General features: G+C 42.1%; 21 protein-coding genes. 8 read left to right on the top strand and 13 right to left on the bottom strand.

Annotated features, from left to right (window positions below; all coding sequences use genetic code 11):
- Nucleotide 1 precedes the first annotated feature (1 nt).
- The gene (locus ACGHEH_RS06635; protein WP_390443154.1) at nt 2-2,506 is read right to left on the bottom strand and encodes a TIM-barrel domain-containing protein; all 2,505 of its coding nucleotides are present in this window, start codon (nt 2,504-2,506) and stop codon (nt 2-4) included.
- A 238-nt stretch (nt 2,507-2,744) separates the two neighbouring features.
- Here ACGHEH_RS06635 and ACGHEH_RS06630 point away from each other — a divergent pair, with 238 nt between their 5' ends.
- The 7 genes from ACGHEH_RS06630 (at nt 2,745) to ACGHEH_RS06600 (ending at nt 11,741) form a co-directional block, all read left to right on the top strand.
- The gene (locus tag ACGHEH_RS06630; protein WP_390443151.1) at nt 2,745-4,382 is read left to right on the top strand and encodes an alpha-glucosidase family protein; all 1,638 of its coding nucleotides are present in this window, start codon (nt 2,745-2,747) and stop codon (nt 4,380-4,382) included.
- A 73-nt stretch (nt 4,383-4,455) separates the two neighbouring features.
- Nucleotides 4,456-6,264 (top strand): alpha-amylase family glycosyl hydrolase, encoded by a 1,809-nt coding sequence (locus ACGHEH_RS06625; RefSeq protein WP_390443148.1) that lies wholly within the window; start codon nt 4,456-4,458, stop codon nt 6,262-6,264.
- Nucleotides 6,265-6,478: 214 nt separating this feature from the next.
- Nucleotides 6,479-7,153: an ABC transporter ATP-binding protein gene (locus tag ACGHEH_RS06620; RefSeq protein ID WP_390443145.1), complete on the top strand. Its 675-nt coding sequence runs from the start codon at nt 6,479-6,481 to the stop codon at nt 7,151-7,153.
- Nucleotides 7,150-8,148 (top strand): HlyD family secretion protein, encoded by a 999-nt coding sequence (locus tag ACGHEH_RS06615; RefSeq protein WP_390443142.1) that lies wholly within the window; start codon nt 7,150-7,152, stop codon nt 8,146-8,148. The genes ACGHEH_RS06620 and ACGHEH_RS06615 overlap by 4 nt, the downstream gene beginning before the upstream one ends.
- A complete protein-coding gene (locus ACGHEH_RS06610) occupies nt 8,141-9,322 on the top strand; it encodes an efflux RND transporter periplasmic adaptor subunit (protein WP_390443139.1) in 1,182 nt (393 codons plus the stop codon). The genes ACGHEH_RS06615 and ACGHEH_RS06610 overlap by 8 nt, the downstream gene beginning before the upstream one ends.
- Nucleotides 9,319-10,509 (top strand): efflux RND transporter periplasmic adaptor subunit, encoded by a 1,191-nt coding sequence (locus ACGHEH_RS06605; RefSeq protein WP_390443136.1) that lies wholly within the window; start codon nt 9,319-9,321, stop codon nt 10,507-10,509. Before ACGHEH_RS06610 ends, ACGHEH_RS06605 begins: the two co-directional genes overlap by 4 nt.
- Nucleotides 10,506-11,741 (top strand): ABC transporter permease, encoded by a 1,236-nt coding sequence (locus ACGHEH_RS06600; RefSeq protein WP_390443133.1) that lies wholly within the window; start codon nt 10,506-10,508, stop codon nt 11,739-11,741. Before ACGHEH_RS06605 ends, ACGHEH_RS06600 begins: the two co-directional genes overlap by 4 nt.
- 495 nt (nt 11,742-12,236) lie before the next feature.
- Here ACGHEH_RS06600 and ACGHEH_RS06595 read toward each other — a convergent pair whose 3' ends face one another.
- From ACGHEH_RS06595 to ACGHEH_RS06570, 6 genes are all read right to left on the bottom strand, one after another.
- The gene (locus ACGHEH_RS06595) at nt 12,237-13,868 is read right to left on the bottom strand and encodes a methyl-accepting chemotaxis protein (RefSeq protein ID WP_390443130.1); all 1,632 of its coding nucleotides are present in this window, start codon (nt 13,866-13,868) and stop codon (nt 12,237-12,239) included.
- A 257-nt stretch (nt 13,869-14,125) separates the two neighbouring features.
- Nucleotides 14,126-15,133, bottom strand: coding sequence for an alpha/beta hydrolase family protein (locus tag ACGHEH_RS06590; RefSeq protein WP_390443127.1), 1,008 nt, complete (start codon nt 15,131-15,133; stop codon nt 14,126-14,128).
- A gap of 82 nt (nt 15,134-15,215) precedes the next feature.
- Entirely contained in the window at nt 15,216-15,827 is a 612-nt protein-coding gene (locus ACGHEH_RS06585; RefSeq protein WP_390443124.1) for an HAD family hydrolase, read from the bottom strand.
- Between the two features lie 6 nt (nt 15,828-15,833).
- Nucleotides 15,834-16,043 carry a hypothetical protein gene (locus tag ACGHEH_RS06580; RefSeq protein WP_390443121.1) on the bottom strand — a complete coding sequence of 70 codons (210 nt, stop codon included), beginning with the start codon at nt 16,041-16,043 and terminating at the stop codon, nt 15,834-15,836.
- 9 nt (nt 16,044-16,052) lie between these two features.
- Nucleotides 16,053-16,661, bottom strand: a complete 609-nt coding sequence (locus ACGHEH_RS06575) for a DUF998 domain-containing protein (RefSeq protein WP_390443118.1) — start codon at nt 16,659-16,661, stop codon at nt 16,053-16,055.
- Nucleotides 16,662-16,708: 47 nt separating this feature from the next.
- Nucleotides 16,709-17,557, bottom strand: a complete 849-nt coding sequence (locus ACGHEH_RS06570; RefSeq protein WP_390443116.1) for a LysR family transcriptional regulator — start codon at nt 17,555-17,557, stop codon at nt 16,709-16,711.
- A gap of 131 nt (nt 17,558-17,688) precedes the next feature.
- Between ACGHEH_RS06570 and ACGHEH_RS06565 the strand changes: the two genes are divergently transcribed.
- Nucleotides 17,689-18,372 carry an FMN-dependent NADH-azoreductase gene (locus ACGHEH_RS06565; RefSeq protein ID WP_390443114.1) on the top strand — a complete coding sequence of 228 codons (684 nt, stop codon included), beginning with the start codon at nt 17,689-17,691 and terminating at the stop codon, nt 18,370-18,372.
- A 72-nt stretch (nt 18,373-18,444) separates the two neighbouring features.
- On the opposite strand, the gene ACGHEH_RS06560 is transcribed toward ACGHEH_RS06565, so the two are convergent.
- From ACGHEH_RS06560 to ACGHEH_RS06535, 6 genes are all read right to left on the bottom strand, one after another.
- Nucleotides 18,445-18,789, bottom strand: coding sequence for a Fis family transcriptional regulator (locus tag ACGHEH_RS06560; protein WP_390443112.1), 345 nt, complete (start codon nt 18,787-18,789; stop codon nt 18,445-18,447).
- 215 nt (nt 18,790-19,004) lie between these two features.
- A complete protein-coding gene (locus ACGHEH_RS06555; protein ID WP_390443109.1) occupies nt 19,005-19,211 on the bottom strand; it encodes a hypothetical protein in 207 nt (68 codons plus the stop codon).
- A gap of 80 nt (nt 19,212-19,291) precedes the next feature.
- On the bottom strand, nt 19,292-19,693 hold the full coding sequence (locus ACGHEH_RS06550) for a hypothetical protein (RefSeq protein ID WP_390443107.1): 402 nt from the start codon (nt 19,691-19,693) through the stop codon (nt 19,292-19,294).
- A gap of 88 nt (nt 19,694-19,781) precedes the next feature.
- A complete protein-coding gene (locus tag ACGHEH_RS06545) occupies nt 19,782-20,135 on the bottom strand; it encodes a cupin domain-containing protein (protein ID WP_390443104.1) in 354 nt (117 codons plus the stop codon).
- 146 nt (nt 20,136-20,281) lie between these two features.
- Nucleotides 20,282-20,974 (bottom strand): polyphosphate polymerase domain-containing protein, encoded by a 693-nt coding sequence (locus ACGHEH_RS06540; RefSeq protein WP_390443102.1) that lies wholly within the window; start codon nt 20,972-20,974, stop codon nt 20,282-20,284.
- A complete protein-coding gene (locus tag ACGHEH_RS06535) occupies nt 20,971-23,607 on the bottom strand; it encodes a hypothetical protein (RefSeq protein ID WP_390443100.1) in 2,637 nt (878 codons plus the stop codon). The genes ACGHEH_RS06540 and ACGHEH_RS06535 overlap by 4 nt, the downstream gene beginning before the upstream one ends.
- Nucleotides 23,608-23,609: the final 2 nt, after the last annotated feature.

The following is a 23,609-nucleotide window of genomic DNA, read 5'->3' as shown; positions in this document are numbered from 1 at the left end:
GTTATTGAACCTGTAGTGTCAGTGGCTGATGCTGCCAGTTAAATTTCACCGTTAAGGTGCTGTTTTTATTATTCCAATCATAAGATTGAATAATTTGGTCGCCTACCTTAACCTGCTTTGGCTGCTGTTGCCAGTTATGGATCTTTAAGGTGATCTCACGTGCTTTAGGCATGCCCTTGTAGCCTTTGCCCTGACGCATAAGCAGCATGCCCAGTTGGCTATTATTCTGCTTCGCCACGAAGTTAAGTAGTTCAAACTCACCACGTTTGTCGGCATTCATGGTATGGCCATCGTCTTCATACATACTACCCGTTGCTGTTTGCACTTGGCTATCGGCCCAATAATGTAAGGTTAGGTGCCCTGAGTTGTAGTTTTGCGTGGTTTGGAACTTCTCAACCATAGGCACAATTGCCCCCGCTTTAACGAACACAGGGATTTGCTCAAGGTTTACTTCGACTTTATGTGTTTTGCCGCCTTCGAACTTTTTGCCTGTGAAGTAGTTAAACCACACACCTTCTGGCAGCGTGACGTCAACAGAACTTAAATTCGCGGAGGTAATTGGGTGTACAAAAAACGCGTCGCCCCATAGGTAGCTATCTTTGTTCGAAAGGTCTGTGTTGGCAGCGTCATCCATAAAAGTAGGGCGCATTAGAGGTAGACCTGATTGACTATTTTGATACGCTAACGTGTAGTTATAAGGCATCATTTGGTATCTAAGTTCGATGAACTGACGCAAAATATCTTGCGTTTCTTTATCGTGGAATACTACTTCTGATGGAATATGTTCTTGGCCATGCGGGCGATAAATTGGTTGGAATACACCGTATTGTAACCAACGGATATACAGCTCTTTATTAAACTGCTCACCACCGGCAAAACCACCTAAGTCAGAGTGCGTGTAGCCCAAACCAAACATGCCCATTTGCAGTGATAACTCAACTTGTGGTTTTAATCCGCCCCAAGTTCTGTTTACATCCCCAGTCCAAGGCACCATGCCATATCGCTGAGAGCCAGCAGCACCTGCACGCATTAAAATAAATGGACGTTGTTCAGGTTGCGTCGTTTGTAAATGTTGAAATAACATTTTTGCCCACTGATGACCGTAGGCGTTATGAATGGCATCAGCAGACACTTGCTGGCCATTATCAAGAGTGTGCAATGCATCACCCGGGTGTACTTCTGGTTCACCTAAATCGCCCCACCAACCTTGTACACCTTGTTCAGCAAGTTCTTGATAAATATTATTAAACCAGTTTCGACCTGTGTCGTTGAAGACGTCGATAATGCCGGTATTACCGAAGTAAAAATCAAATGTTTTTGGGTTGCCTTCGGCATTTTTTGCCAGCACTTTTTGTGCAACAGCATCATCCCAACGTTTTGAACTTGAGAGAATAAATGGCTCAGTGATCAGAATAGGTTGAATGCCTTGCGCACGGAGTTCGCGCAGCATTTTTTCAGGTTCAGGAAACGCGTCTTTATCCCAAGCAAGGTTGCCCATATGGCCCTGAATGTCTTTACCAAACCAATATAAGTCAATGATGATGGAGTCGAGAGGGATATTTAGCGCTTTGAATTTAGCAACTGTGTCCATGACTTCTTGTTGTGTGCGATAACCAAAGCGTGAAGCAAAATTACCAAACGCCCAGCGCGGTAACATGGGCTGTGCGCCACTGATATCGGTGTAGTTGGCGATAAGTTTAGGGTAAGAATCACCCGCCACGACAATATAAGCGTTACGCCCTGCCACAGCTTCGAACTGCAAGACATTTTGTTCTGACTTTGCTAAATCAACCCAGCCTTTGGCGCTATTATCGAATAACAACATATATTGTTTATTGGACATCACCGCAGGCAAGCTGTAATTCATTTGTACTGATTCAGTTTCATAACCATAATGCGCACGGTTGTACAAAGGTAAACGATGGCCGCGTCGGTCCATACCTAATACGCGCTCGCCTGTGCCGAGTAGTTGCTCACTGTCATTTAAGTTAAAGCGAACACCATGTACGTTATGTATTTCAGTTTGGCTGTCATGCTGTTCAATTACTGTGCCTGAGTAAAAGCCCTGATCTTCTTTTACCAGTAATTGTTTGCCTTTAAAGTAACTGACTGAATAAGGCTGCGTGGTAATTTCGACACGCATATTGCCTGCTGAGCCAACAAGCACATTGCCTTGCTGTGAAGCTTTTTGACTAAAGAGTAAGGTGTGGCCTTGGTGTGTTTCACTGATGGTATAAGAAGGCAGGTTATTTGACGAAACCGCAGCTTGTTTGGCATTGAATACCGCTTCAATGGCACTGTCATTGAGTGCTGAGAAGGTAACATCACCCAGTGTTGTGGTAACCGTCAGCTCACCATTTTGATAGCTATGAGACACATATTTGTGCGCTTTTGATGCAATCGTATAAGGTTTGTCATTGTTCTTATTTTCAACAGCTTGTACTGCAATGAGTGGGTTTAAAACCAGCCCTGTAACTAGGCTAATACCCAAAAAAACTTTACTCACACCCAACCTCTTTGTCATTTTTCTTGATGATTGCATCATAGCGTCATTCATAAAACTGCAAATCCTGAATACGTATGCAAAGGCTGTTACGAAAAAATCATAACGCGTATTCTTTATGACAATATTATAACGACTATCCGATTATGCCTCGGGTCTTTTAAAACTAAGTGCCACTAAGCTGTGACACTGAGAACAAAATGAGGTGTAGGGCGATGATGAAGAGTCTTTGGGGTTTTAAATGAAAGAACAAATGTGGTGGCGCGGCGCCGTTATTTATCAGGTATATCCACGCAGCTTCTATGATGCCAACCAAGATGGTATCGGTGATATTCCGGGTATCATCGCAAAATTAGACTACATCAAAAGCTTAGGTGTAGATGCGATTTGGGTATCGCCATTCTTTAAATCTCCTATGAAAGATTTCGGTTACGACATCAGCGATTATCGCGATATCGACCCACTATTTGGTCAGTTATCAGATTTTGATGATCTGATCGCCAAAGCCCATGACCGAGGCATTAAGATCATGATTGACCAAGTATTAAGTCATACATCTGATCAACATGCTTGGTTCTTAGAAAGTCGTGAAGATAAAACCAATGACAAAGCTGATTGGTACGTATGGGCCGATGCTAAGCCAGATGGCACACCGCCAAATAACTGGATGTCGATTTTTGGTGGTGTTGCGTGGACGTGGGAACCGCGCCGTCAGCAATACTACTTACATAACTTCTTAACCAGTCAGCCAGATCTTAACTTCCATAACCCAGAAGTACGTCAAGCGACCCTTGATAATATTGAGTTTTGGCTAAAACGTGGTGTAGATGGCTTCCGTTTAGATGCAATTAACTTTTGCTTCCATGACGCGCAATTACGTGACAACCCGCCTAAAGCGCAAGAGCTGCGTACCAATATCGGTTTTGACTCAAAGAACCCGTATGCGTATCAGTATCACTATTACAACAATACCCAAGATGAAAACTTGGGCTTTATGGAAGACATTCGCGCACTATTAGACAAGTACCCGGGCACAGTCGCACTTGGTGAAATCTCGTCTGAAGATTCATTAAAAACCATGGCGGAGTACACCCAAGGTGATAAGCGTCTTCACATGGGGTATAGCTTTGACCTTTTAACAGACGATTTTAAAGCAAGCTACATTAAGCAAGTTGTAGAGTCATTAGAAGCACGCGTATCGGATGGTTGGCCATGTTGGTCTGTGTCGAACCACGATGTTATTCGTGTTGCGAGCCGTTGGGGCAGGACACAAAACGCTGAAGGCAATGCTACTCTCGCGAAAATGTTGTATGCGATGATTTCATCACTGCGTGGAAGCGTTTGTAGCTATCAAGGTGAAGAGCTTGGCCTAGTTGAAGCTGAAATTGCTTACGAAGACTTACAAGACCCGTATGGCATTACGTTCTGGCCACAGTTCAAAGGCCGCGATGGTTGCCGTACTCCACATCCTTGGGAAAGCCAAAAAGACAATGCAGGTTTTAGTACTGCTAAACCTTGGTTACCTGTGCCTGAAGCGCATTATACTACCGCAGTAGATACCCAAGAACATGATGAAAACTCAGTACTAAATAGCTACCGTCATTTCAGTGCATGGCGTAAAGGCTTCGAAGCTATTCTTTACGGTGACATCGAATTTATTGAAACGCCAGAGCCAATTCTTGCGTTTAAACGTAGCTACAATGGCCAAACACTTTTAGTCTGCTTTAACCTGAGTAATGAAGCGCAAACAATCAGCCTTGAGCAGTTAGGCGTAAGTGAGCTATCACTTATTACAGATCACAAACTTGTGACTGCGACCATGAATGACAACAACTTAGAAATGCCAGCGTTTGCGAGCGTTTATGCAAAGCTTTCTTAATTGAAGGCAAGCATGATACCAATCCTCAAAATAGACTATTTAATATAGAGGATTGGTATAAAAAGGAGATCCTATGTTTAAATCACCATTGAATAAGATTGCCTTGTCGCTGATGTTAGCGACAGGTCTTACAGCGTGTAGCCAATCAGCGAATACGGCAAAAGAGTCAGCAGCGCAGGCGAATACCGCAGCTGCAGCGACGAACGTTGAGCAGTTTGAACGTAAAGCGGCTAAGCTGACACCGTATCAGCAACGAGACTTTCGTGACGAAGTATTCTACTTTGTATTGCCCGATCGTTTTTACAATGGCGATCCGAGTAACGATATGGGCGCAGCTGAAAACGACACTAAACGTGCGTTATCACGAGGTGGTTTAGACGTTACTCACAAAGGCATGTATCACGGTGGTGACTTAGCAGGTTTAACTAAAAAGCTGCCTTACCTAGATAACATGGGCATTACCGCGATTTGGTTAACGCCAGTACTACGTAACCGTGCAATGCAAGCCGATACATCGGGTTACCACGGCTATTGGATCTTAGATTTTACCGAGATTGACCCACACTGGGGTTCAAACGCTGAGCTTAAAAACTTCATTGATCAAGCACACGAACGCAATATCAAAGTGTACTTTGACATCATCACGAACCACACGGCTGACGTGATCAAATACGAACAGTGTCATGGTAAAGATGGCCTAGGATGGTTGGTTGAAGGTGACCGCTGTCAATTTAAAGACAGCAATACACCAGAAAATGAGCGCTACAAGCCACTGATCCCTAAAGGCGAAGAAGCCGTTAAAGTACCCGCTTGGTTAAACGACATTGATTTGTATAACAATCAAGGTGATTCACATTGGTCGGGCGAAAGCTCAATCAAAGGTGACTTTGCTGGGTTAGACGATGTCGACACCACACAACAAAAAGTGGTTGATGGCATGATCGATATCTACAAGAACCTGATCACCGAGTTCAAGCCTGACGGTTTTAGAATTGATACAGTAAAACACGTAGACATGTCATTCTGGGAGCAGTTCTCGCCGGCACTGATGGATCATGCTGCCTCATTAGGTATCAACAACTTTATGATGTATGGCGAAGCGTATAGCTTTGAGCCAGAACTACTTAGTACATTCTTAACTGAAGGTAAAATGCCATCGGTACTCGACTTTGCTCTGCAAGGCAGTATTGAAGCGGTTGTGGTGAATCAAAAAGGCACAAGCGAGCTGACTAAGCTTTTCGCAAAAGATCATTTATACAAGCATGAAGACGGCTTTAGTGCCAATCACCTTGTGAGCTTTACGGGTAACCATGACATGGGCCGTATTGCATATCGCTTAAAGAGCAGTGATTTTAATTACAGCGAAAGCGAAATGGTTGAACGTACTCTTCTAGCCCATGCATTGATGTACTTTAGCCGCGGTGTACCGGTGATTTACTACGGTGATGAGCAAGGCTTTGTGGGTGACGGTGGCGACCAAGATTCAAGACAAAACATGATGCCATCATTGGTTAAAACCTATAACGATGATGACCTGTTAGCCACAGATAAAACCACAGCTGATGACAACTTTGATACATCGCACCTGTTCTATCAGCGTTTTGCTGAATATGCTGAGCTATATCAAGCGCATATCGCACTACGTCAGGGTGAGCAAAGCATTCTATTTTCACAAGATGAGCCTGGCTTATTCGCCATCAAACGAGCGTATCAGGGTGAGCAAGGTAAGCAAAACCTAGCGGTTATCTTTAATACCAGCACGAAATCTCAGAGTATTAAGTCGACTGGGATGAGTGAAAATGCGAAACCGATTTATCAATCAGCTGAAGGTGAGAAAGGCCAAGTAGCTGGTCTTGGATTTAGCGTTTATCAGTTAGATTAAGCACAAGGTAAAGATACATCCATCACGCCGAAAAGCCCCATTTGCTTATGCATATGGGGCTTTTTTGATCTTTTTGTTAAAACTTTGTTTATAAATTGCATTTATTTTTGATAATTTTTAACTATTAAAATCAGCGAGTTATATGAGTTGACTCAGCTGTTCACATTGTATACGGTGAACGTTCGATAAAAATAATAATCAAGGATTGTAGCAAGTGATTGAAGTTAAGAACTTATATCGCGAATACGGCAGTGGAGAAACGCGCGTCACCGCGTTAAATGATGTTTCTATCTCCATTGAAGAAGGCGAGTTCGTCGCCATCATGGGCTCGTCGGGATCAGGCAAATCAACGCTCATGAATATATTGGGCTGCTTAGATACACCGACAAAAGGCGAATATTTTCTCTCGAAACAGTCTATTCAAGATATGCGCGATGAAGACTTATCAAAAATAAGAAACGAGCGTATTGGCTTTATTTTCCAAACTTTTCACCTCTTAACTCGCTTGAGCGCTCTTGAAAATGTCACTTTGCCGCTGCGTTACAGCGAAACCTCACCAGAAGAAGCCAAACAAAAAGGCTTAGCCATGCTTGCCAAGGTCGGGCTTGACCATCGAGCCGGGCACAAACCGAATGAAATGTCGGGTGGTCAAAGGCAAAGGGTGGCCATCGCCAGAGCCCTAGTGAATGAGCCTAAAGTCATTTTTGCCGATGAGCCTACGGGTAACTTAGACAGCAAAACCTCTCACGAAATAATGTCACTGTTATGTGACTTGCACGCTCAAGGGCACACCATTGTTATGGTGACCCACGAAGATGATATCGCCGAGTATGCAAAACGTATTATTCGAATGAAAGATGGCGTGAAAATAGAGGACAGCCGCCGATGAAAGCTTACTTAAAACAACGTACATTAAAACCATTGTGTTTAGTTATGTTACTTTCAAGCTCAATATTTAGTGTGAATAGCTATGCAGAGGTTGTTCAAAGCATCTTCATCACTGGTGAAATCAAGGCTGGCGATAGTCAAACTTTTTATGCGCCGCAGAGCGACAATTGGCGTATTCAGGTTGAGTGGATGCTACCAGAAGGCGAAGTGGCTAAGCCTGGCGATGTTGTAGTGGTATTTGAAGGGGGAACGATTGCCAGTACCATGGAGCAAGATGAAGTGAGCCTAAATAATGCGCGAGATGAATTAAAAAGGCAGCAGAATAAAGGTCAGCAGGCGATTTTAGAGGCCGAGTTTGCGTTAACTCGCGCAGATTTATTACTTGAAAAAGCGAAAATAGACGCCGCGGTGCCAAAAAGTCATGTCAGCGTATTCGACTACGAAGAAAACCAGCTCAAACTTGAACAAGCGGTGATCCAAAAGCACAAAGCCAAAGCCAGTCTAGCTGAAGCAAAAACCACTGCGCAGGTGAATATTCGTAAACAAGAAATAGAAATCGCACGTTTACAAATTAACTTAAAAGAAAACCGAGAGCGCTTAAACGACTTAACTCATAAGGCAACCAATCAAGGCCCAATTTTATATGCAAACCACCCTTGGTATGGCTCGAAGTTATTTTCGGGGGCGACGGCTCAACCTGGTTGGAAAATTGCTGAAATCCCTGCAATGACAGGGCTTTACCTTGAGGCTTGGGTTCATGAAATTGACTACAAGCATCTTACTTTAGAACAAAGTGTTGATTTGACACTAGATGCTTACCAAAAGACACCTATCACAGCCAAGCTAACCAACTTATCGACACAGCCAGAAGAGCGCCAAGAATGGGGAAAAGATGCCTATTATCGTGCTGTTTTCTCATTTGATGAAACACAAAAGCTAAAAATACTGCCGGGGATGACAGGTCGTGTGCGTTTGCAAGGAGGCCAAAGTGAATAAGTTTAAGTTAGGCGTACTAGCCAGTGTTGTTGCTTTATCGTTAGCAGGCTGTGGCAGTGATGAATTTGATTATCACACTGTCGAGAAAACCAGTTTTCAGTTGGCCGTGCAGGCCAATGGTGAACTAGAGTCAGCAAAGCAGTCGTTAATTGCGCCACCCTCTATTGCTCGTATGTGGCAATACAAGGTGAAGTTTTTAGCACCTGAAAACAAGCAAGTGAAAAAGGGCGAGGTGGTCGCGGCATTTGACGACAAACCTGTTCGTGACCGCTTAATTGATAAAAACAGCGAATATGATCGTGCAGTCAAAGAACTTGAGAACCAAAAGGCGCTCGAAATTAAAAACCAAGAAGAGCTAAAACTAGCGCTTGCCGAAGCGCAGATGAACTTTGATATTGCTGAGCGTAAAGCCGACATTAACGATGATTCGCTTTCAGACAATGACAAGCGCAAGGCACAGATAGATTTCACCATTGCCAAAAATGACCTGGAGCTGGCACAAAAAAAATTGGCATTTCAAAAAGAGACCAAAGCACTCAATATCCGCTTGGCTGAAGGCAAAGTAGGTCGTTTAAAAGCGGAGGCTGACACATTACAACAAGACATAGAAAAGCTGAAAGTTAAAGCGCCTATGGATGGCATTGTGATGTATTACAGTAATTCGAGTGGTGAAAAGCCGACCGTGGGTGAAAGTGTGCAATTTGGCCAGCCAGTTATTGAAATGGCAGTAATAGAAGACATGCAAGTAAAAGCACAAATAGATGAAGCAGACTTTGGCCGTATTGCGCTTGATCAACATGTCAAAGTCACTATAGATGGGCCAGAGCCACTTATCACAACGGGTAAAATTACCACCATCGGTAGTGCTTTTCGTGAAAAATCACCACAAGATAAACGTCGCATAGTCGATACGTTGATCACCTTAGATGACATCGATGCTGCGCTCATGCGCCCAGGCTTAACCGCTCGGGTAGAAATTGCTACAGATAAAATTGAAAATGTTTTAGTTGTGCCTATCTCTGCAGTGCACAGTGATCAGTCAAATGGTGCTCGATCTAGCGCTTATGTAATCGAAAAAGGCGGTGATAAGGTGCCTGTTCAGGTCGGTAATATCAGTAATGGTTTTGCAGTGATCACTAAGGGTATAAAGCAAGGTGATGAGGTACGTCTATGAAATATTTAACGATAGTGACCTGTGCATTATTACTAACGGCCTGCTCTGAACTGGCAGAAGTCGATGCACAATTGACATATACGGTGCAAAAAGCCCCATTTAAGAATTACGTAGAAGCAAAAGGCGAGTTAATCGCTGCAAACGAAACAGTGATTAGTACGCCTGTTTCTTCGCGTGGTCCACAAACGCTCGCATGGTTAATGCCTGAATATTCGCAAGTTAAAAAAGGTGAAGTGGTAGCACGATTTGACGGTCGTGTTATGAGTAAGCAAAAACGCGAAAGTGAATTTTCAAACAATAAAGTTTCACAAGACTTGTCTGGTAAAAATTCTGAGATTGACACAAGAAGAAAGCATCTAGGGTATGACATTGATATCATTGAAGAAGAAAAGCAATTTGCTGAAACCTTCTCAATTGATGATGTACGCATCATCTCTAAACTCGATATCTTAGAGCAGGCGCAAAAGGTCGATTATCTGAATGCCAAAACAGATTATTTTAATTGGCAATCAGAGCAATTTAATAGCAGTGCCCAAGGTGAATTAGATCTCTTAAATATGCAAAGTCAACAGCACCAAAGCAAAATTGATATGCTCAATGGTAACTTGTCGTCATTAGAAGTGGTTGCTCCCCATGATGGCTTGTTAACGCACAGTGTAAACTGGCGCGGCGAAAAGCCAAGAGCTGGGCAAACACTTTGGCCAGGTCAGAAGATTGCAGGTTTACCTGATATCTCGGTGATGCAAATTAAACTATTCGTAAAAGAGCGCGAAGCCATTAACTTGCAACAAGACCAAACGCTGGAGTTTTCTTTGATCTCAGATCCGAGCAAAACTTTTACAGGTAAAGTGACCAAGCTTGCACCCTTTCCTAAATCAATCAAACGCCAAGATCCGCAAAAATACTATGAGCTGACTGCCAGTATTGATAAACAAGGTGCACATTTACGACCAGGTCTAAAAGTCATAGCCAATATCATTGCCAACCAAGCAGCCGAAAAACTGGTTGTGCCTAAGTTTAGTGTATTTGCCGATGAAGACGGTGCGTATGTGCAACTTAAAACGGCGTCGGACTTTAGCAAAACCCCTGTGAGTTTGGGGCAAAGCAACTTAAGCCATGTTGAAATTACCCAAGGCCTCTCAGAGGGAGATGTGATTGCGTTGGTCGAAAAGGAGGGCAAATTATGAATCTAGTGGGCTTATTTAAAGATGCGGTAGTACAGCTACAGCAACATAAACTACGCACCTTTTTGACACTCCTTGGCATGATTTTCGGGGTAGGCGCCGTAATCGCCATGTTAAATATTGGCGAGGGCGCTCAACGCGAAGCATTGAAAATGATCGACTCTATGGGTCTAAACAATGTCATTGTTGAAGCCAAAGACTTTGAAGAAGAAGAGCTCAGAGAGCAACGTAAACACTCTGATGGTTTGTCTCTCAATGATGGTAAAGTCGCCGTTGAAGCCTTGCCTTTTATCACTGATTTTGCCGCAGAGAAAGTAGTCGAAACCTACCATGTATTCAGTGAATACGCTAAGTTCGAAGGCCAAGCCGTGGGGGTCAGTGAAAACTACTTCAAGCTGGCGCATTTCGATTTAAGTGCAGGGCGTTTGCTCACTGAACAAGACGGACAACACTTTTCACAAGTGGCGCTGCTCGGTGCCAATACCGCTAAAACTTTGTTTCCACTTGGTGATGCGGTAGGTAAATCAATCAAGATCAATCATTTATGGTTTGAAGTCGTAGGTATTTTAGAAGCGCCTTTTTTGAAAAAGAAAGAGTTTCAAGGGGTGAAGCTAGGCGATGAACAAAACCAGATTTTTATTCCTTTAAAAACAGCCATTCACCGCTTTAAAAGTGAATTACTCGACCCTGAAATATCGCGTATTAAGCTGGCAACTGAACCGGGCTTTAGCCCAGTGATGGCCGCACAAGCGATTGATGCCTTGGTTAAGGGCCGTCATAACGACATTGATGATTACAAGCTGATTGTGCCAGCTGCGCTATTAGCACAGCAAAAACAAACTCAGCAAATTTTTAATATTGTGATGTCGTGTGTGGCAGGCATTTCACTGCTGGTGGGCGGTATTGGTATTATGAATATCATGCTGGCAACAGTGTTAGAGCGTACCAAAGAAATCGGCTTACTGCGCGCGATTGGTGCCACGCAAAAAGACATTCAAGTTCAATTCATTACTGAGAGTTTTACTATCTCAATCTTAGGTGGTTTGCTTGGCGTGTTTTTCGGTATCGCTTTATCTGAGTTGATCGCCTTCTATTCAGAATGGGCAGTATCTTGGTCGCTCAGCGCCATCGTTTTATCTTTCAGCATCTGTGCGCTGGTGGGCCTAACATTTGGTGTATACCCAGCGATAAAAGCGTCAAAGTTAGATCCGATAGAAGCATTGCAGAGTGATTGATTTGGGGGAGTTAGCGAGTTGAAAGCAACAAGCTTAAAGTTAAAGACACAAAACGCAGGTGCTGAGATGTTCCTGTGTTGTTTTAAACATATTTATATCTTATCGAAATGATTTTTAATCCTTGAAGATACGCTAATTTTTGTAGGCACAGGTTTATTCGGCACAAAAAACGCGATATAAAATCGGGCCTACAGCAATCACCTGTTTAGTTTTATGAATGTAGGTCGTCGTTCAAGGCGACAAAGTTTTTATGCTCCAGTGGCACCGACTTTATGTCGGGTATTTTATGTCGCCATGGTTTGAATATTTTGTCGGACTGAAGCCCGACCTACAATATGAACTTACCTAAAATCCCAGAACTAACCAACCCTTTAGGCGCTGGTTTACTCTGCGCAAAAAAAGCGCGATATAAAATCGCGCCTACATTTCAAGTTAAGGTTATTTTTGCAGTCAATGGTGGTACTTCGCACATACCGCGCTCTGACTTTTACGCTTTTAAACCTTAAACTCTCTCACTAAATCACTTAACTCTTGCGACATTACACTGAGTTGCTGGCTAGCTGCATGGGTGTGTTCAGCACCGGTTTCGGTTTGCTCTGAAACTGCTGCGATACTGGCCATGTTATCTGCAATGACAGCGATGTTGTCAGACTGCAATTGTGCGGCCGCGGCAATTTCGGCGTTTGAAAGCTGGATAGCCTGCATCGCGCCATCTACTTGCTGTAACGTCTCATTACATTGCTTACTTATTAATAAGCCTTCATTAGCAGACTGCTTACATAGTACCATTTCATCAACAGTGGCTTTTACCCCTGTGTGAAGTTGGTTAATAATGGCCTGAATATCTTCTGTTGATTGCTGGGTACGCATTGCAAGCGTTCTAACTTCATCAGCTACAACGGCAAAGCCTCGGCCTTGTTCACCCGCGCGAGCAGCTTCAATCGCGGCGTTGAGTGCCAGTAGATTGGTTTGCTCAGCTACTTTTTGAATAACATCGAGTACTTCGGTGATTTTATCAGAGCTATTTTGTAGCTCCTTCACCGCATGCTCTGCGCTATCTACTCGTTCAGCCACTTCATTGATTGAGACAGCGTTGTCATTGATGTGTTTTAAACTCTGAGCTGTTAACTGACCAGCATGCTCCACGTTATCAAGCGCACTTTGTGTTTGTTGAAAGACTTCTTGGGCCGATTCGTTTAGGTGGCTGACTTTGTCTTGTATTGACGCAGTTTCTTGATGCTGTTCAACAATGCCGGTTTTAATTTGTTGTGTTACTACAGATAGTTCTTCGGCTTGAGACGCTAACGACATGGTATTCTCGTTAATATTGTCTAGCACATGTCTAAACTGGACGTTACTTTCATTAAAGGCGCGTCCCATTTCAGATAGTTCATCATTACCCTGATGCTTTAGCTGAATTGTCAGATCTTTTTCATTCGCCACTTGAGTCATGGTGCGAGTTAGTTTATTCAATGGCTTTGTGATGTTACGTGCCACATATTGCGAAACAATAAGTAATATTGCGATGTAAACCAGCATTTCAATAAGAATGCTGCGTAAGGTTTGGTAGTAGGTCTCTTGAATATCAGTTAGGTAAATACCCGTACCAATTACCCAATTCCAATGCGCCTGTTTTTGTACATACGACACCTTTTCTTCTTGTTCATTTGACCCTGGTTTTGGCCATTGGTAGGTGACAAAGCCCTGACCATATTGTTCTGCAGTATCAACAAATTGTGTAAAAGCATTTCGAATAAATGGTTTTACATGTGTTGTCATTGACTGGTTGTTGAGTGCAGGTTTAATCGGGTGAGCAACCATGCCACCTCGGTTGTCGAATACAAAAAAGTAGCCTGACTCACCGAAACGGGTGTTATTGATCAAATACTTTGCTTGTGTCTGTTTTTGCTCAGTGGTTAGGTTGGCTGACTTGGCAATGGCATTCAGTTGAGAGCTGACAGATTCCACAAGGCCAATCGCCTTTGTTTGTCTTTCAGCTGTCATTGTGTCTTTCAGTTTGTTTGCAGCAGAGAGTTGGATCCCCACTATAATTGCGATAGAGATAGCAATAGAGATTCGCAGCTTATTGGCAACTTTTACTTTGCCAAGCAGGCGGTTGATGTTCAAAACAATGACCTCACATTTTGTATGTATATTGTTAATGAAATGGCTATGGGTGAGGAGTTTACCCTAAAAAGGTGCAATAATGAGATTTATTTTTATTAATGAGTTATTACTTTTTGGATCTTTATATGCAAAAACCTGATTAAACATCAGTTTTTTATTATTCAGTTAATGTAAATGAAAGTGAAAATTAGTAATGGTTTTAGATTAGAAAGGTAAGAGAGGCATAAACCAAGTTCTGATCTATGCCTCTTTTTATTTTATAAATGGGCTTTAAACCAACTCACAATCTCAGCATTGGCTTGTGTTTTAGAGCGTTCTAAAAAGTGACTGTCTTCAGGGTATAGCACTAACTTATGCGGTACTTTATGTTTTTTGAGGGCGGCTGCTAAATTCTCAGAGTGAGTAACTGATACGCGCTTATCTTTTCCACCATGGATCAGCAAAATAGGTCTGTCTTTTGGCAGGGTATCTACCCAATTTAACACTGAGCGCTTGGCAAGTTCTTGGTCTTTATTTTGTGCATAATTTGGAATTCGGTTTTTATAGACTTTTTCCATATTGGCACGTATCTCAAGACCCGCTTTTAAATCGGCACTACCGGCAATGGTCGCAATGGCCTTGATATTTGAAGCTTGCTTAGCGGCCAAATGTGTTTGCATACCACCTCGACTCGCGCCAAACATACCAATTCTATTGGTATCTGCACCGTTTACATAAGGTATTAAATCTAGCAGTGCTAATACATCGTTAACGTCTTCACCGCCAAATTGGTCGAGGTTATCATCTTTGCTGAAAGTACCTCGGTATTGTGAGCCAATGATCACAAACCCTTGATCGGCAATTGGAAATAGGTTCGCCATCATGGCGCCAAACACTACACTCCCAAAGTTACCATTACCCCCTCGATTATAAATTAAGGTTGGTAAAAGTTGCACAGAACCTTTTGGCTTGATGACATAACCCCAAACATCATTACCATTTACCTTGTATTTAAAGTTTGTGCATTCTAGCTTATTTTTGAAAGCATTAAATTTTTCTTCACCAAAGCGATCATCAAACACTTTCATCCGTTGAGCGATTTTCTGAGGCTCAGTCATCCTTCTTTTGATTTTAGTTTCGATCATGCCTCGCCAAATAGCATAAGTTTCAAAGCGGCCACTGAAGCAACTTTTTTGTTGCTCCACTTGTTGGTTGTTAATTGTTGGGGCTGCAAGTGCGCTGATAGAAGAAAATAGGGCTGCAGTTAAAATAAGCGGTTTTAGCATTGAACATCCATTTATTCTTGTTTGTACCTAAAATATCTGTTGATAACGCCTCAAGTCAATGAAAAACGTGGCTTAGTTTAGATCATTGCTTCACCCAATTCATATATTGTTCGTCGGCTAGAGACAAAAGTGCATGGTCTTCTGGTGTGTCACCATAGGCGTAAATACGTTTAAATTGGTCGAGATTAAACATTGATTTTACCCTCTCAGCCTTAATGTGATTGCTAACATCTCCGTTTAGATAAAGCCCTGTAAATTTGCCATTTTTAGTTGCAAGCTCACTACAAATTAGCTCAACCCCAAGGGAGTGACACCAAGGCTCTAAGTACAGGTTTAAAGAAGCTGACACCACAACAACGGTATCACCTTGTTGTAAGTGCCATTGCAAGCGCTCAATAGCTTGTTTTCGAAGGTGTTTGGGGATCACCGTAAGCGCGTATTCTTCTCCAATAGGGCACAGGAAGCTAATGGGTTTGTCTGTATATGCGACAAAGCTTGCCAGCTTTCTCAAAGTTGGCGCTGGGAAAAGGCCCAGTTTAAAAAAACCATATAGAGGGAGTAGTGTCAGCCTAATTAACCAAGCGCGCTTTTTTGTCGCTGAAAATTTCAAGAATTTAGTGAACATATCGGCATCGGTTAAGGTACCATCAAAATCAAAAAGGGCTAAGTTCTTATTACTCAATTGTTCAGCCATAAGTGCTTAACCCTGCATATGAGCCAGCAAATGCGGCTCCAGTTGTTTAATTAGGTTGACGACCTTGCCTGATTGAATGTCTAGAAACAGCCAGCCATCAGTACCCATGATCTCTAGTTGTGATATTGCTAAATCGTTTTGATCAGAAACTTCTCCTGACACCCTAAATATACCTAACGGCGTATGTATACGGCTAATTTCGAAAGATTGCTTCATTATTGGTTATTAACTAAAAGAGATAACAAGAGAGAACACGCTCAACCAAACTAACTGCGTGCCATAAGAAATACGCTGATATAGCCCGACTTTTTGTTTCTGAACATAGGCCTTTTTCATCAATATAAGAGTATAAATAGTAGCGATAAGGCTCATGATTGAAAAAGCTTTAAACGCGATGCTGTTAATGGCAGAGAGCGGTGCGATGAGCATGAATATGGGCGCTAGCAACAGTGAAAGCAACATAAATAACCCTGCCCATGAATGAATGTTACAGTCACGACTCGGCGCTTTGGTATATGGATCTGCATCCATAGGGAAAAAGCCTGCAACCCAAGTGCCTAGACCATGCACGACAATACATACTCCAGTAAGCTGAAGCCATATATTAGGTTCTAAGTTAAATACATACGCACCAAAGAGGCAAAACAGCACACCGAGCGGGTAGTTATTGATAAGTGGAGAAAACCTCTGTGTTGGGCTACCAACGGCACCAAGTTCGCTACAAAACTGCTCACTATGATTGTAGTTTGGGTAAAGCTTTGCAGCATAAAACACACCTAAAACCAACCAAATTGACGCGATTAAACCCATTAAAGACATAACTTGTTCAAGCATCTGATAACTCTCCTTAATTCATCTTTTACTCGATGCTTATTGTTCCATTACAGCATGAGATTGTCTAACCATTCGATGAACATATGGTTGTGTCTAGAGGTATTTTTTTGTTTGTTTTCGATGTAGTAACAAAAGGCAGAATCGATAGCTTGGGTGTTCAATTCTTTAAGTAGTCCGGCTTGTAGGTATCCTTGAGTGAGTGTTTTTGAACAAAACACATAGGCGTTTTCGAGCATGGCTTGTTGAATGCCAAACAGCTCTTGATCGAAATACTTAACGACAACTTGTTTGTCTTGTAATGCATTAAGAGCAAGCCAGTCTTCAAGTGGGGCGTTTGGTAAAGCGTTGTTTTTCCACTTGGTGGTGTAAATGGTCACGCTTTCATTGCTGATGAACTTATTTGCGATATCTGATGCACTGAACAAATTAAATTGTTCGCACTTGATGATATCTGCTTGGTTTTGTTGCTCACGTATTCCAAATCGAACGGGTAAGGTGAAGTTATCTGTTGTAAGTTGCTCACCACTGGTAATGTTGACAGTTATCTCAGGGAATTGCTGATAAAAGTGGTGTAGCGCTGGAATAAGGACTAAAGCGGCGAAGGATGAGGTGGTTGCAACATTGATCAATTTGTCTTTCGCCGCCACTTTATCAATACCAGCTTGTATGATGTTAAAGCCTTGGTTTGTGGCTTCTGCCAATTGTTTTCCTGCAGCTGTGAGCGTGACTTTTCTTGTTTCACGAATAAACAAGTTCACATTAAGTCGTTGCTCAAGGTTATTTATGTGGTGAGAAACAGCTGTGGGTGAAATTGCCAGCTCTGTGGCTGCCGCTTTAAAACTCCCCAATCTTGCTGCCGACTCAAATGCTTTTAGTGCGGGTAATGAAACGTGCATAGCGCTTATTGTTAACTTAAAAAAGTAAAATAGATAAGATTAACTCATCTGTAAATGTTTTTTACTCGTTTGTTTAAGTATCAAAAAGTGACAAAAATGACACTCAAATCAAACCAATGAGGTACTAAAAAATGTGTGTTGTATTACATATAGATGCAAGCGTAAGAGTGGTTTCTAATGATAATCCTGATCATGATTCTATTTCTAAGAAGCTGGCAAGAAGATTTATCTCAGAGCTGAAAAAGCAAACTCATATAGATGAGTATATGTATCGAGATATCGGAGTGAACCCACCGCAGTTTATTACGCAAGATTGGATTGGTGCGGTGTTTACAGCAAAGGCAAAAAGAACGGCACAGCAACAGCAGATCTTGGCTCAGTCTGATATGTATATTGCTGAGCTTGCAAAAGCAGATGTGATCGCAATTTCATCACCTATGTACAACTATGGTATGCCTGCACAGCTAAAGGCGTGGTTTGATCAAATCATTCGTATTAATGAGACCTTTGATTTTGACTTAGCCCGTGGCGATAAGCCTCTAGCACCGTTAATGTCGGGTAAGACTTTGGTTATTATTACTTCAAGTGGTGAATTTGGTTTTGAAAAAGGCGGTATCAACGAAGCGCATAGCCATTTAGTGCCGCATCTTCGCACTTTGAGCAAATATTTGGGAGTTGACCAAACTTTCGAAGTCGCCTCTGAATATCAAGAATTTGCAGACGAACGACACACAAATTCAATGAACATGGCAGAGCAAAAATTAAGCGCTATTGTCAGCGTTTTATCTGAGAAGAAAAGTGTGAATTTAAATTGATTTCAGCTCTAGGTAACTAGCTTCCTAGTTACCTAGCTTCCTAGTTACCTAGCTTCCTAGTTACCTAGCTTCCTAGTTACCTAGTCTTCTAGCCCAATTACCGTTATGTTCAGCTAGGCAGTTTTCTTCCGAGTCGTAACTGACCACTTTAGCCACTGACTTTATTTTTAACTTCGTCATATTTAACTCTTTGCTGATAAGATTGAGTAAATATGCATTCTGTGATGAGTTTAAGTAGTCATTCAATTGTTCGTTTGTATCAAACACACAGGTGATCTTTAAGCTACTTGGAAAATCAGAATAGTTAGCTTGGTGAGTAAGCCACTGGAACCCTTCGATATCTTTGAGGGCGGCATCACATACTTGAGTAAGCGATTCTCTGAGTTGATTGTCTACTTTTTTGTCGGACTTACGCATAGAAAAATACCTGAACTGCTCTATCACATTGATTGACTTAGGCGGGCAGTATACAGGGCTAAAAGCCATTTGAAATCGAATTATGTAGGCAAAGCTAATCATAGGAGTTATCTCATTTTTTTAACCTCGTTCTGTGGTTGTGAAAAATGGCAAAGCCAGAGTGTGCACATATAAGTAGCATTACCCTGGCAGTTAGAATTTAAAGTAGTTTTGCATCAGTTGTACCCTAATACACAAGCTTCTTCGCGAGACGCTTCATGCTTTTCACCCATAAATTGCTCATTTAAATCATGCAATTTACACTCTTGTTTAGCCATCATCTCAAGCACTTGTTTGCGATAATCGTGTGAGCTATTGAAAAGCTGTGCATTTAATTCAGGAAATAATTCTTTAAGGTTTTGATAAGTAGTTAGCGTATACATGGCGGCTTCCTCTTTACTTCATCTTTAATTTACTCACTATAGATAAAGCAGAGGCTGTGCCAATTATAACTTATTGATTATTAGTTAAACGAAACTTTTAAATTTCGTTTTGAAACTTTTTTTGCAATTTGCGAATTAATTTGAGAGTTTTTTGAAGTGCTAGCGGCAAGGGTACAGTGAGTAATATACACACCAATGTGTTCATCTTTATAGTGATGGTTAAATTTGTTGATATAGCTGATATGTGTTTCGAACCCATGCAAAGTCAAAGCACTTGCTAACTCTTCAATGACATTGAAATCTTGAACTAACTTAGGCATAAGTATCGAATTATGAAGCATGCCATTTGGTAACTCAGCGTCAGATTTGACCACACTTATCTGTTTAACCTCCTCTAATGCAGAGTAAATCTTTGTGAGTTCATCTGGTGAACACTGAGGTGCAATGACATGCACTTTGCTTTTGGCTGCACAGCCTAACAAACAGGCGCTTGCTAGGCCTACAAAAGGCAGAAGAAGAAAGGATCTTAATTTTGAGATTGTCACAGTTTTACTTTTTAAAATATGAAAATTACAGCTTGCTGTTTTTGATTTCAGTTTCAACGATGATGACTTCAGTGTCGCCGATGTTTTTAACATTGTGTGTGCCGCCAGGCATATACAGAGTTTGGCCATCTTTTACAGTAATAATACGGTCAGGCTTGCTGGTATCTTTAGGTGTGATGGCAAGTACGCCACCTTTGACAAAATACACAACGCGGTTTGCATAAACATGAGTATGTACGCCTGATTCGCTGCCCGCAGGGTAAGTGGCTCTGATCACTTCAACGTCTGTGTTATCGAGTAAGATTTCTTTTTTCGCTTTGGTGACTGCAAAGCTAGAGCTAGTGACTAAAAGCATTGTTGATAAAATTATACGCTTCATATTAAAAAGTCTCTGATTCTTGTTTTAAGCTACGAATCAATATGACGTATTAACCGATGGAAACGCAACTATAAAGTTTAATTGCTTGAATGATTTTAATCAGCTTAAGACTAAGCAAGCGTAGCATAAACTGCGCATAGAGATACTTATTGCCACATTAATTGCCGAATACCATTCACATACTTTGAATGACGGGACTGACGAAGCGGGCAAGTAGCTAACAAACGGCTTAGCTCTTTCTCAAATTCAGCATCAGCTTTGAGCTCAAGCAACACATAATCTCCGAGCGGCACACTTCTGTGCAGGTTTACATCGGCTTTATACCTTTGGTCATAGACGCAAATGTTTTTATCAAATGTTGCTCTAATTTTCTGGCAGTTTGAAATAAAATACTGGCGCGTATAGCGGCAGATAAGCACGGGGGTGTGCTCAACACCCCAAAGCAATTGCCCTTGCTTAGGCAGATTGTCAAAGCTGAGTTTTAGCGCTTTGGCCCAGCTAAACTCTGGATCATCAAAATCAAATTGGGTATTGAAAGTAACCTTGTAACCTTTCCCCCCCTGACGATGTTTAAACTCCAGTTTGGCTTTATTGGCATTATCTAGCTGATTGTACCAACGAATGCGCACTTTCTTGCGGACACTGATCCCACTGAGGTTTTCTTCATAGCGCTCTAAATGAGGGGTATCCAAATATAAGCTGTTTACATCCCGGTCTGGAAAATGCGGCTTAAACCATAAAGCATGGGTCATTAGCCATATTCTAACTTCTTCTAAACGGTTAAGCGGAATAGGGATCTTAACCTCGAAGCGATAATTTGGTGTATTATCTGTATTCATCTTGGTTTATCCGATTTCATAATTGTTCTGTAAAGGCCCTTTACATCGAGGTCTTGGCTATCTATTGCGGTACCATTAATGGTAAGTACGCTGCCAGTTTCGACGGTGATTTTATTTTCACATTGCGTGTCTAAGCAATCAAACTGACTGACATCTAACATTGCGCCACCAAAAATTGGCTTTTTCGAATAGCTCATAAGGGCGTGATGTGTAACGTTTTCAGCAGTGATATTGGTTGCTGTTATCTTGGTATCGTCTTTAGCAACTAGGCCGAAATTAACGTTATTAAAACGCGCGGTGTTCACTGTTAAATGACTGCGTTCACCTCCTGATATGGCTTTGTCTCGTACACCATTGAATGACACATTATTGAGCGTAAGTTTTGAACCACTGACATCAATACCGTCTCCGCCAGAGCGAAAACCTATGCTTCTAAACTCACTGTCATTGACGGTGCCCACGCAAAAGTCACAGTCAAAGGCATCAGACAACGCATTGGTGATCAACATGCGATTAATTTCGATATCGCCATTAATGATGTTTAAGCTATCTTCTGACTGATTTTCACTAATGTGAATGTCTTCAAGGAGCACAGGTGTTTTAACAAAATAGGTTGCACCGCGTGGTTGCCATAAGCCAAGCTTAGGATTACTCGAATAGCTGATATTGAGGTGTCTAACAACCGATTTAGGACTGTACTCGTTTGAGAACACGCTGAGCCCCGACCATTTTCGGCTACTGACTTGTTTGGTTAATGATGCTGGATTATCAGCAGTGCCTTTTACTGTTAGGTGACCGAACACCATCAAGCCTGCTTTGGTTGCAAACTCTAAATGGGCGCCAGCAGGCAAAACTAATTCAGTGTTATCCGGCGTCACTAAAAAGTCGTTAATTTGCCAAGTCCCCGGTTTTACATACCAATGCCCTTCATTGACTTCAATAAACGGGTATTGACTCATTAATGAAGTATTTAAAGGCTGTGGGCGAGGAATAAAGTGCAATGGCGCGGTGTCTTTTTTAAACTGAAACGTAGCAATTTTCTTGCTTGCTAAAGCTGCACGTAAATCAACTGCGACAATGTCAGCAGATAAGTTAATGTCGAGTGTCTCACCAGGGTTCAATACCCGAGGAAAGTCCGCGTTAACCTCTTCGAGCTCAGAGCGATCTTCATAGCGATTAAGACCGGTGATACTTTTTAAGTGCAGTGGTTCTTTATCGTTGTTGACGAGCTTTAATACGCCAGTTCCAGCTCTAGAATTAAAGCGCGCTAAGATATCCCAATTGGCGTGGCCTGCGTAATCCTGCATATGTTGGTGCAGGCTCGCATCAAACTGTCCAATATTTTGGCAATCAGTTCCTTGATAATCACTTTGCCAGCACATAACTTGAGTTTTCATAACCGTTAAATCAAAAGGCGCCAATAGCGGGCTGTCGCCATGTAATTTGTTCAGTAGTGTTTGCTCATAGGCTTGTAATTCAGGGATTAAGTTTTGATTAATACGTTCAATTAAGGTTTGCTTAGCCACATCATAATGAGAGCGAATAATTGGGTCGTCTAACATGGCTGTTGACAATACAAAGTCGTGGCTTGGTGGTGTCATCAACCAATTGTGTTTAGCTGGTGTAACCGCTACATCACTTTGAATAGGTTCAAATTTGGCTAAATGCGGATTGTAATACCAGCGCCAGTTATTCCACGTGAGTGCATGCCATGCGCCCCACAGGTCAACCGTGGCTAAGTATTGGCCCATTTTTTTAGCATCAAATACATCACTGGCAGGACGCTTTTTATTTAAAAAGTCATCCAGCAGCGCAAGTGCAATTTGTCTTTGTTGGCTCAGAGCTGGGTTACCGAGAATGGTGCCGCGTTGCAACTCACGAGGTTTTAGCACGCGCGTGATCTTATCGGCACTATTTTGAGTTTGTTCATGTATATCGAGTCGAGCTATTAAACCTTCGGTACGATCATTCACAGCAAGTAATGATTGGCTGAAGGCTTGCTCTACAAACATGGTGCCCCAATCAACGCCGTTTAGTACAACACGAACAGGAATGTTTTTAGGCGCAATAATATCAAAGTCAGCCAGCTCCATCGTTTTACTGAATAAACTCGGGCCTTGATGAATGCGCACATTGGGGGCCACTAAAGCAAACTTACGAGATTCGAATAAGGCTTTTTTCTTTTTCAGTTCAAAGCGCAATGACCAACGGGTGTCATTGCTAACATGATCAAGCATGTCACCTTGAAGACGTACTTTGGCAAAGTACTTTTGTTGGTTTAAATAAAGGGTGGCATTCACTTGATTGCGCTGCTCGGCAATGATGCCGTTTTTAAGCGCGTTGTTTCTATCTTGTTCAAGTTTGAGCCAGTCCTGATATTTAATATCGACTTTGATAACAGGCAAGTCTTTATCGGCAGTCAGCAGGCGCTTAGGTGCAAGGCTGATGTCTTGCACCAATTGCATGAGTTTGCTTTTACCATCTTCGTAGTGGGCAACATAGCCGCTATGAATAAGAGCTATTTTTACTGCATTCACTGACGGTATTAACAGTAATATAAGAATTAACACGCCCAGCATAAACGCCTTGCGTTCGGGTGGGGTGTAGGCGGTTTTAGGCGTATCGAGTCTCATAA

The sequence above is a fragment of the Pseudoalteromonas sp. MTN2-4 genome, assembly GCF_042848605.1.
GTDB lineage: Bacteria > Pseudomonadota > Gammaproteobacteria > Enterobacterales > Alteromonadaceae > Pseudoalteromonas.
The sequence above is the reverse complement of the archived record's forward strand: the minus strand, read 5'-3'. Positions and strand labels throughout refer to the sequence as shown.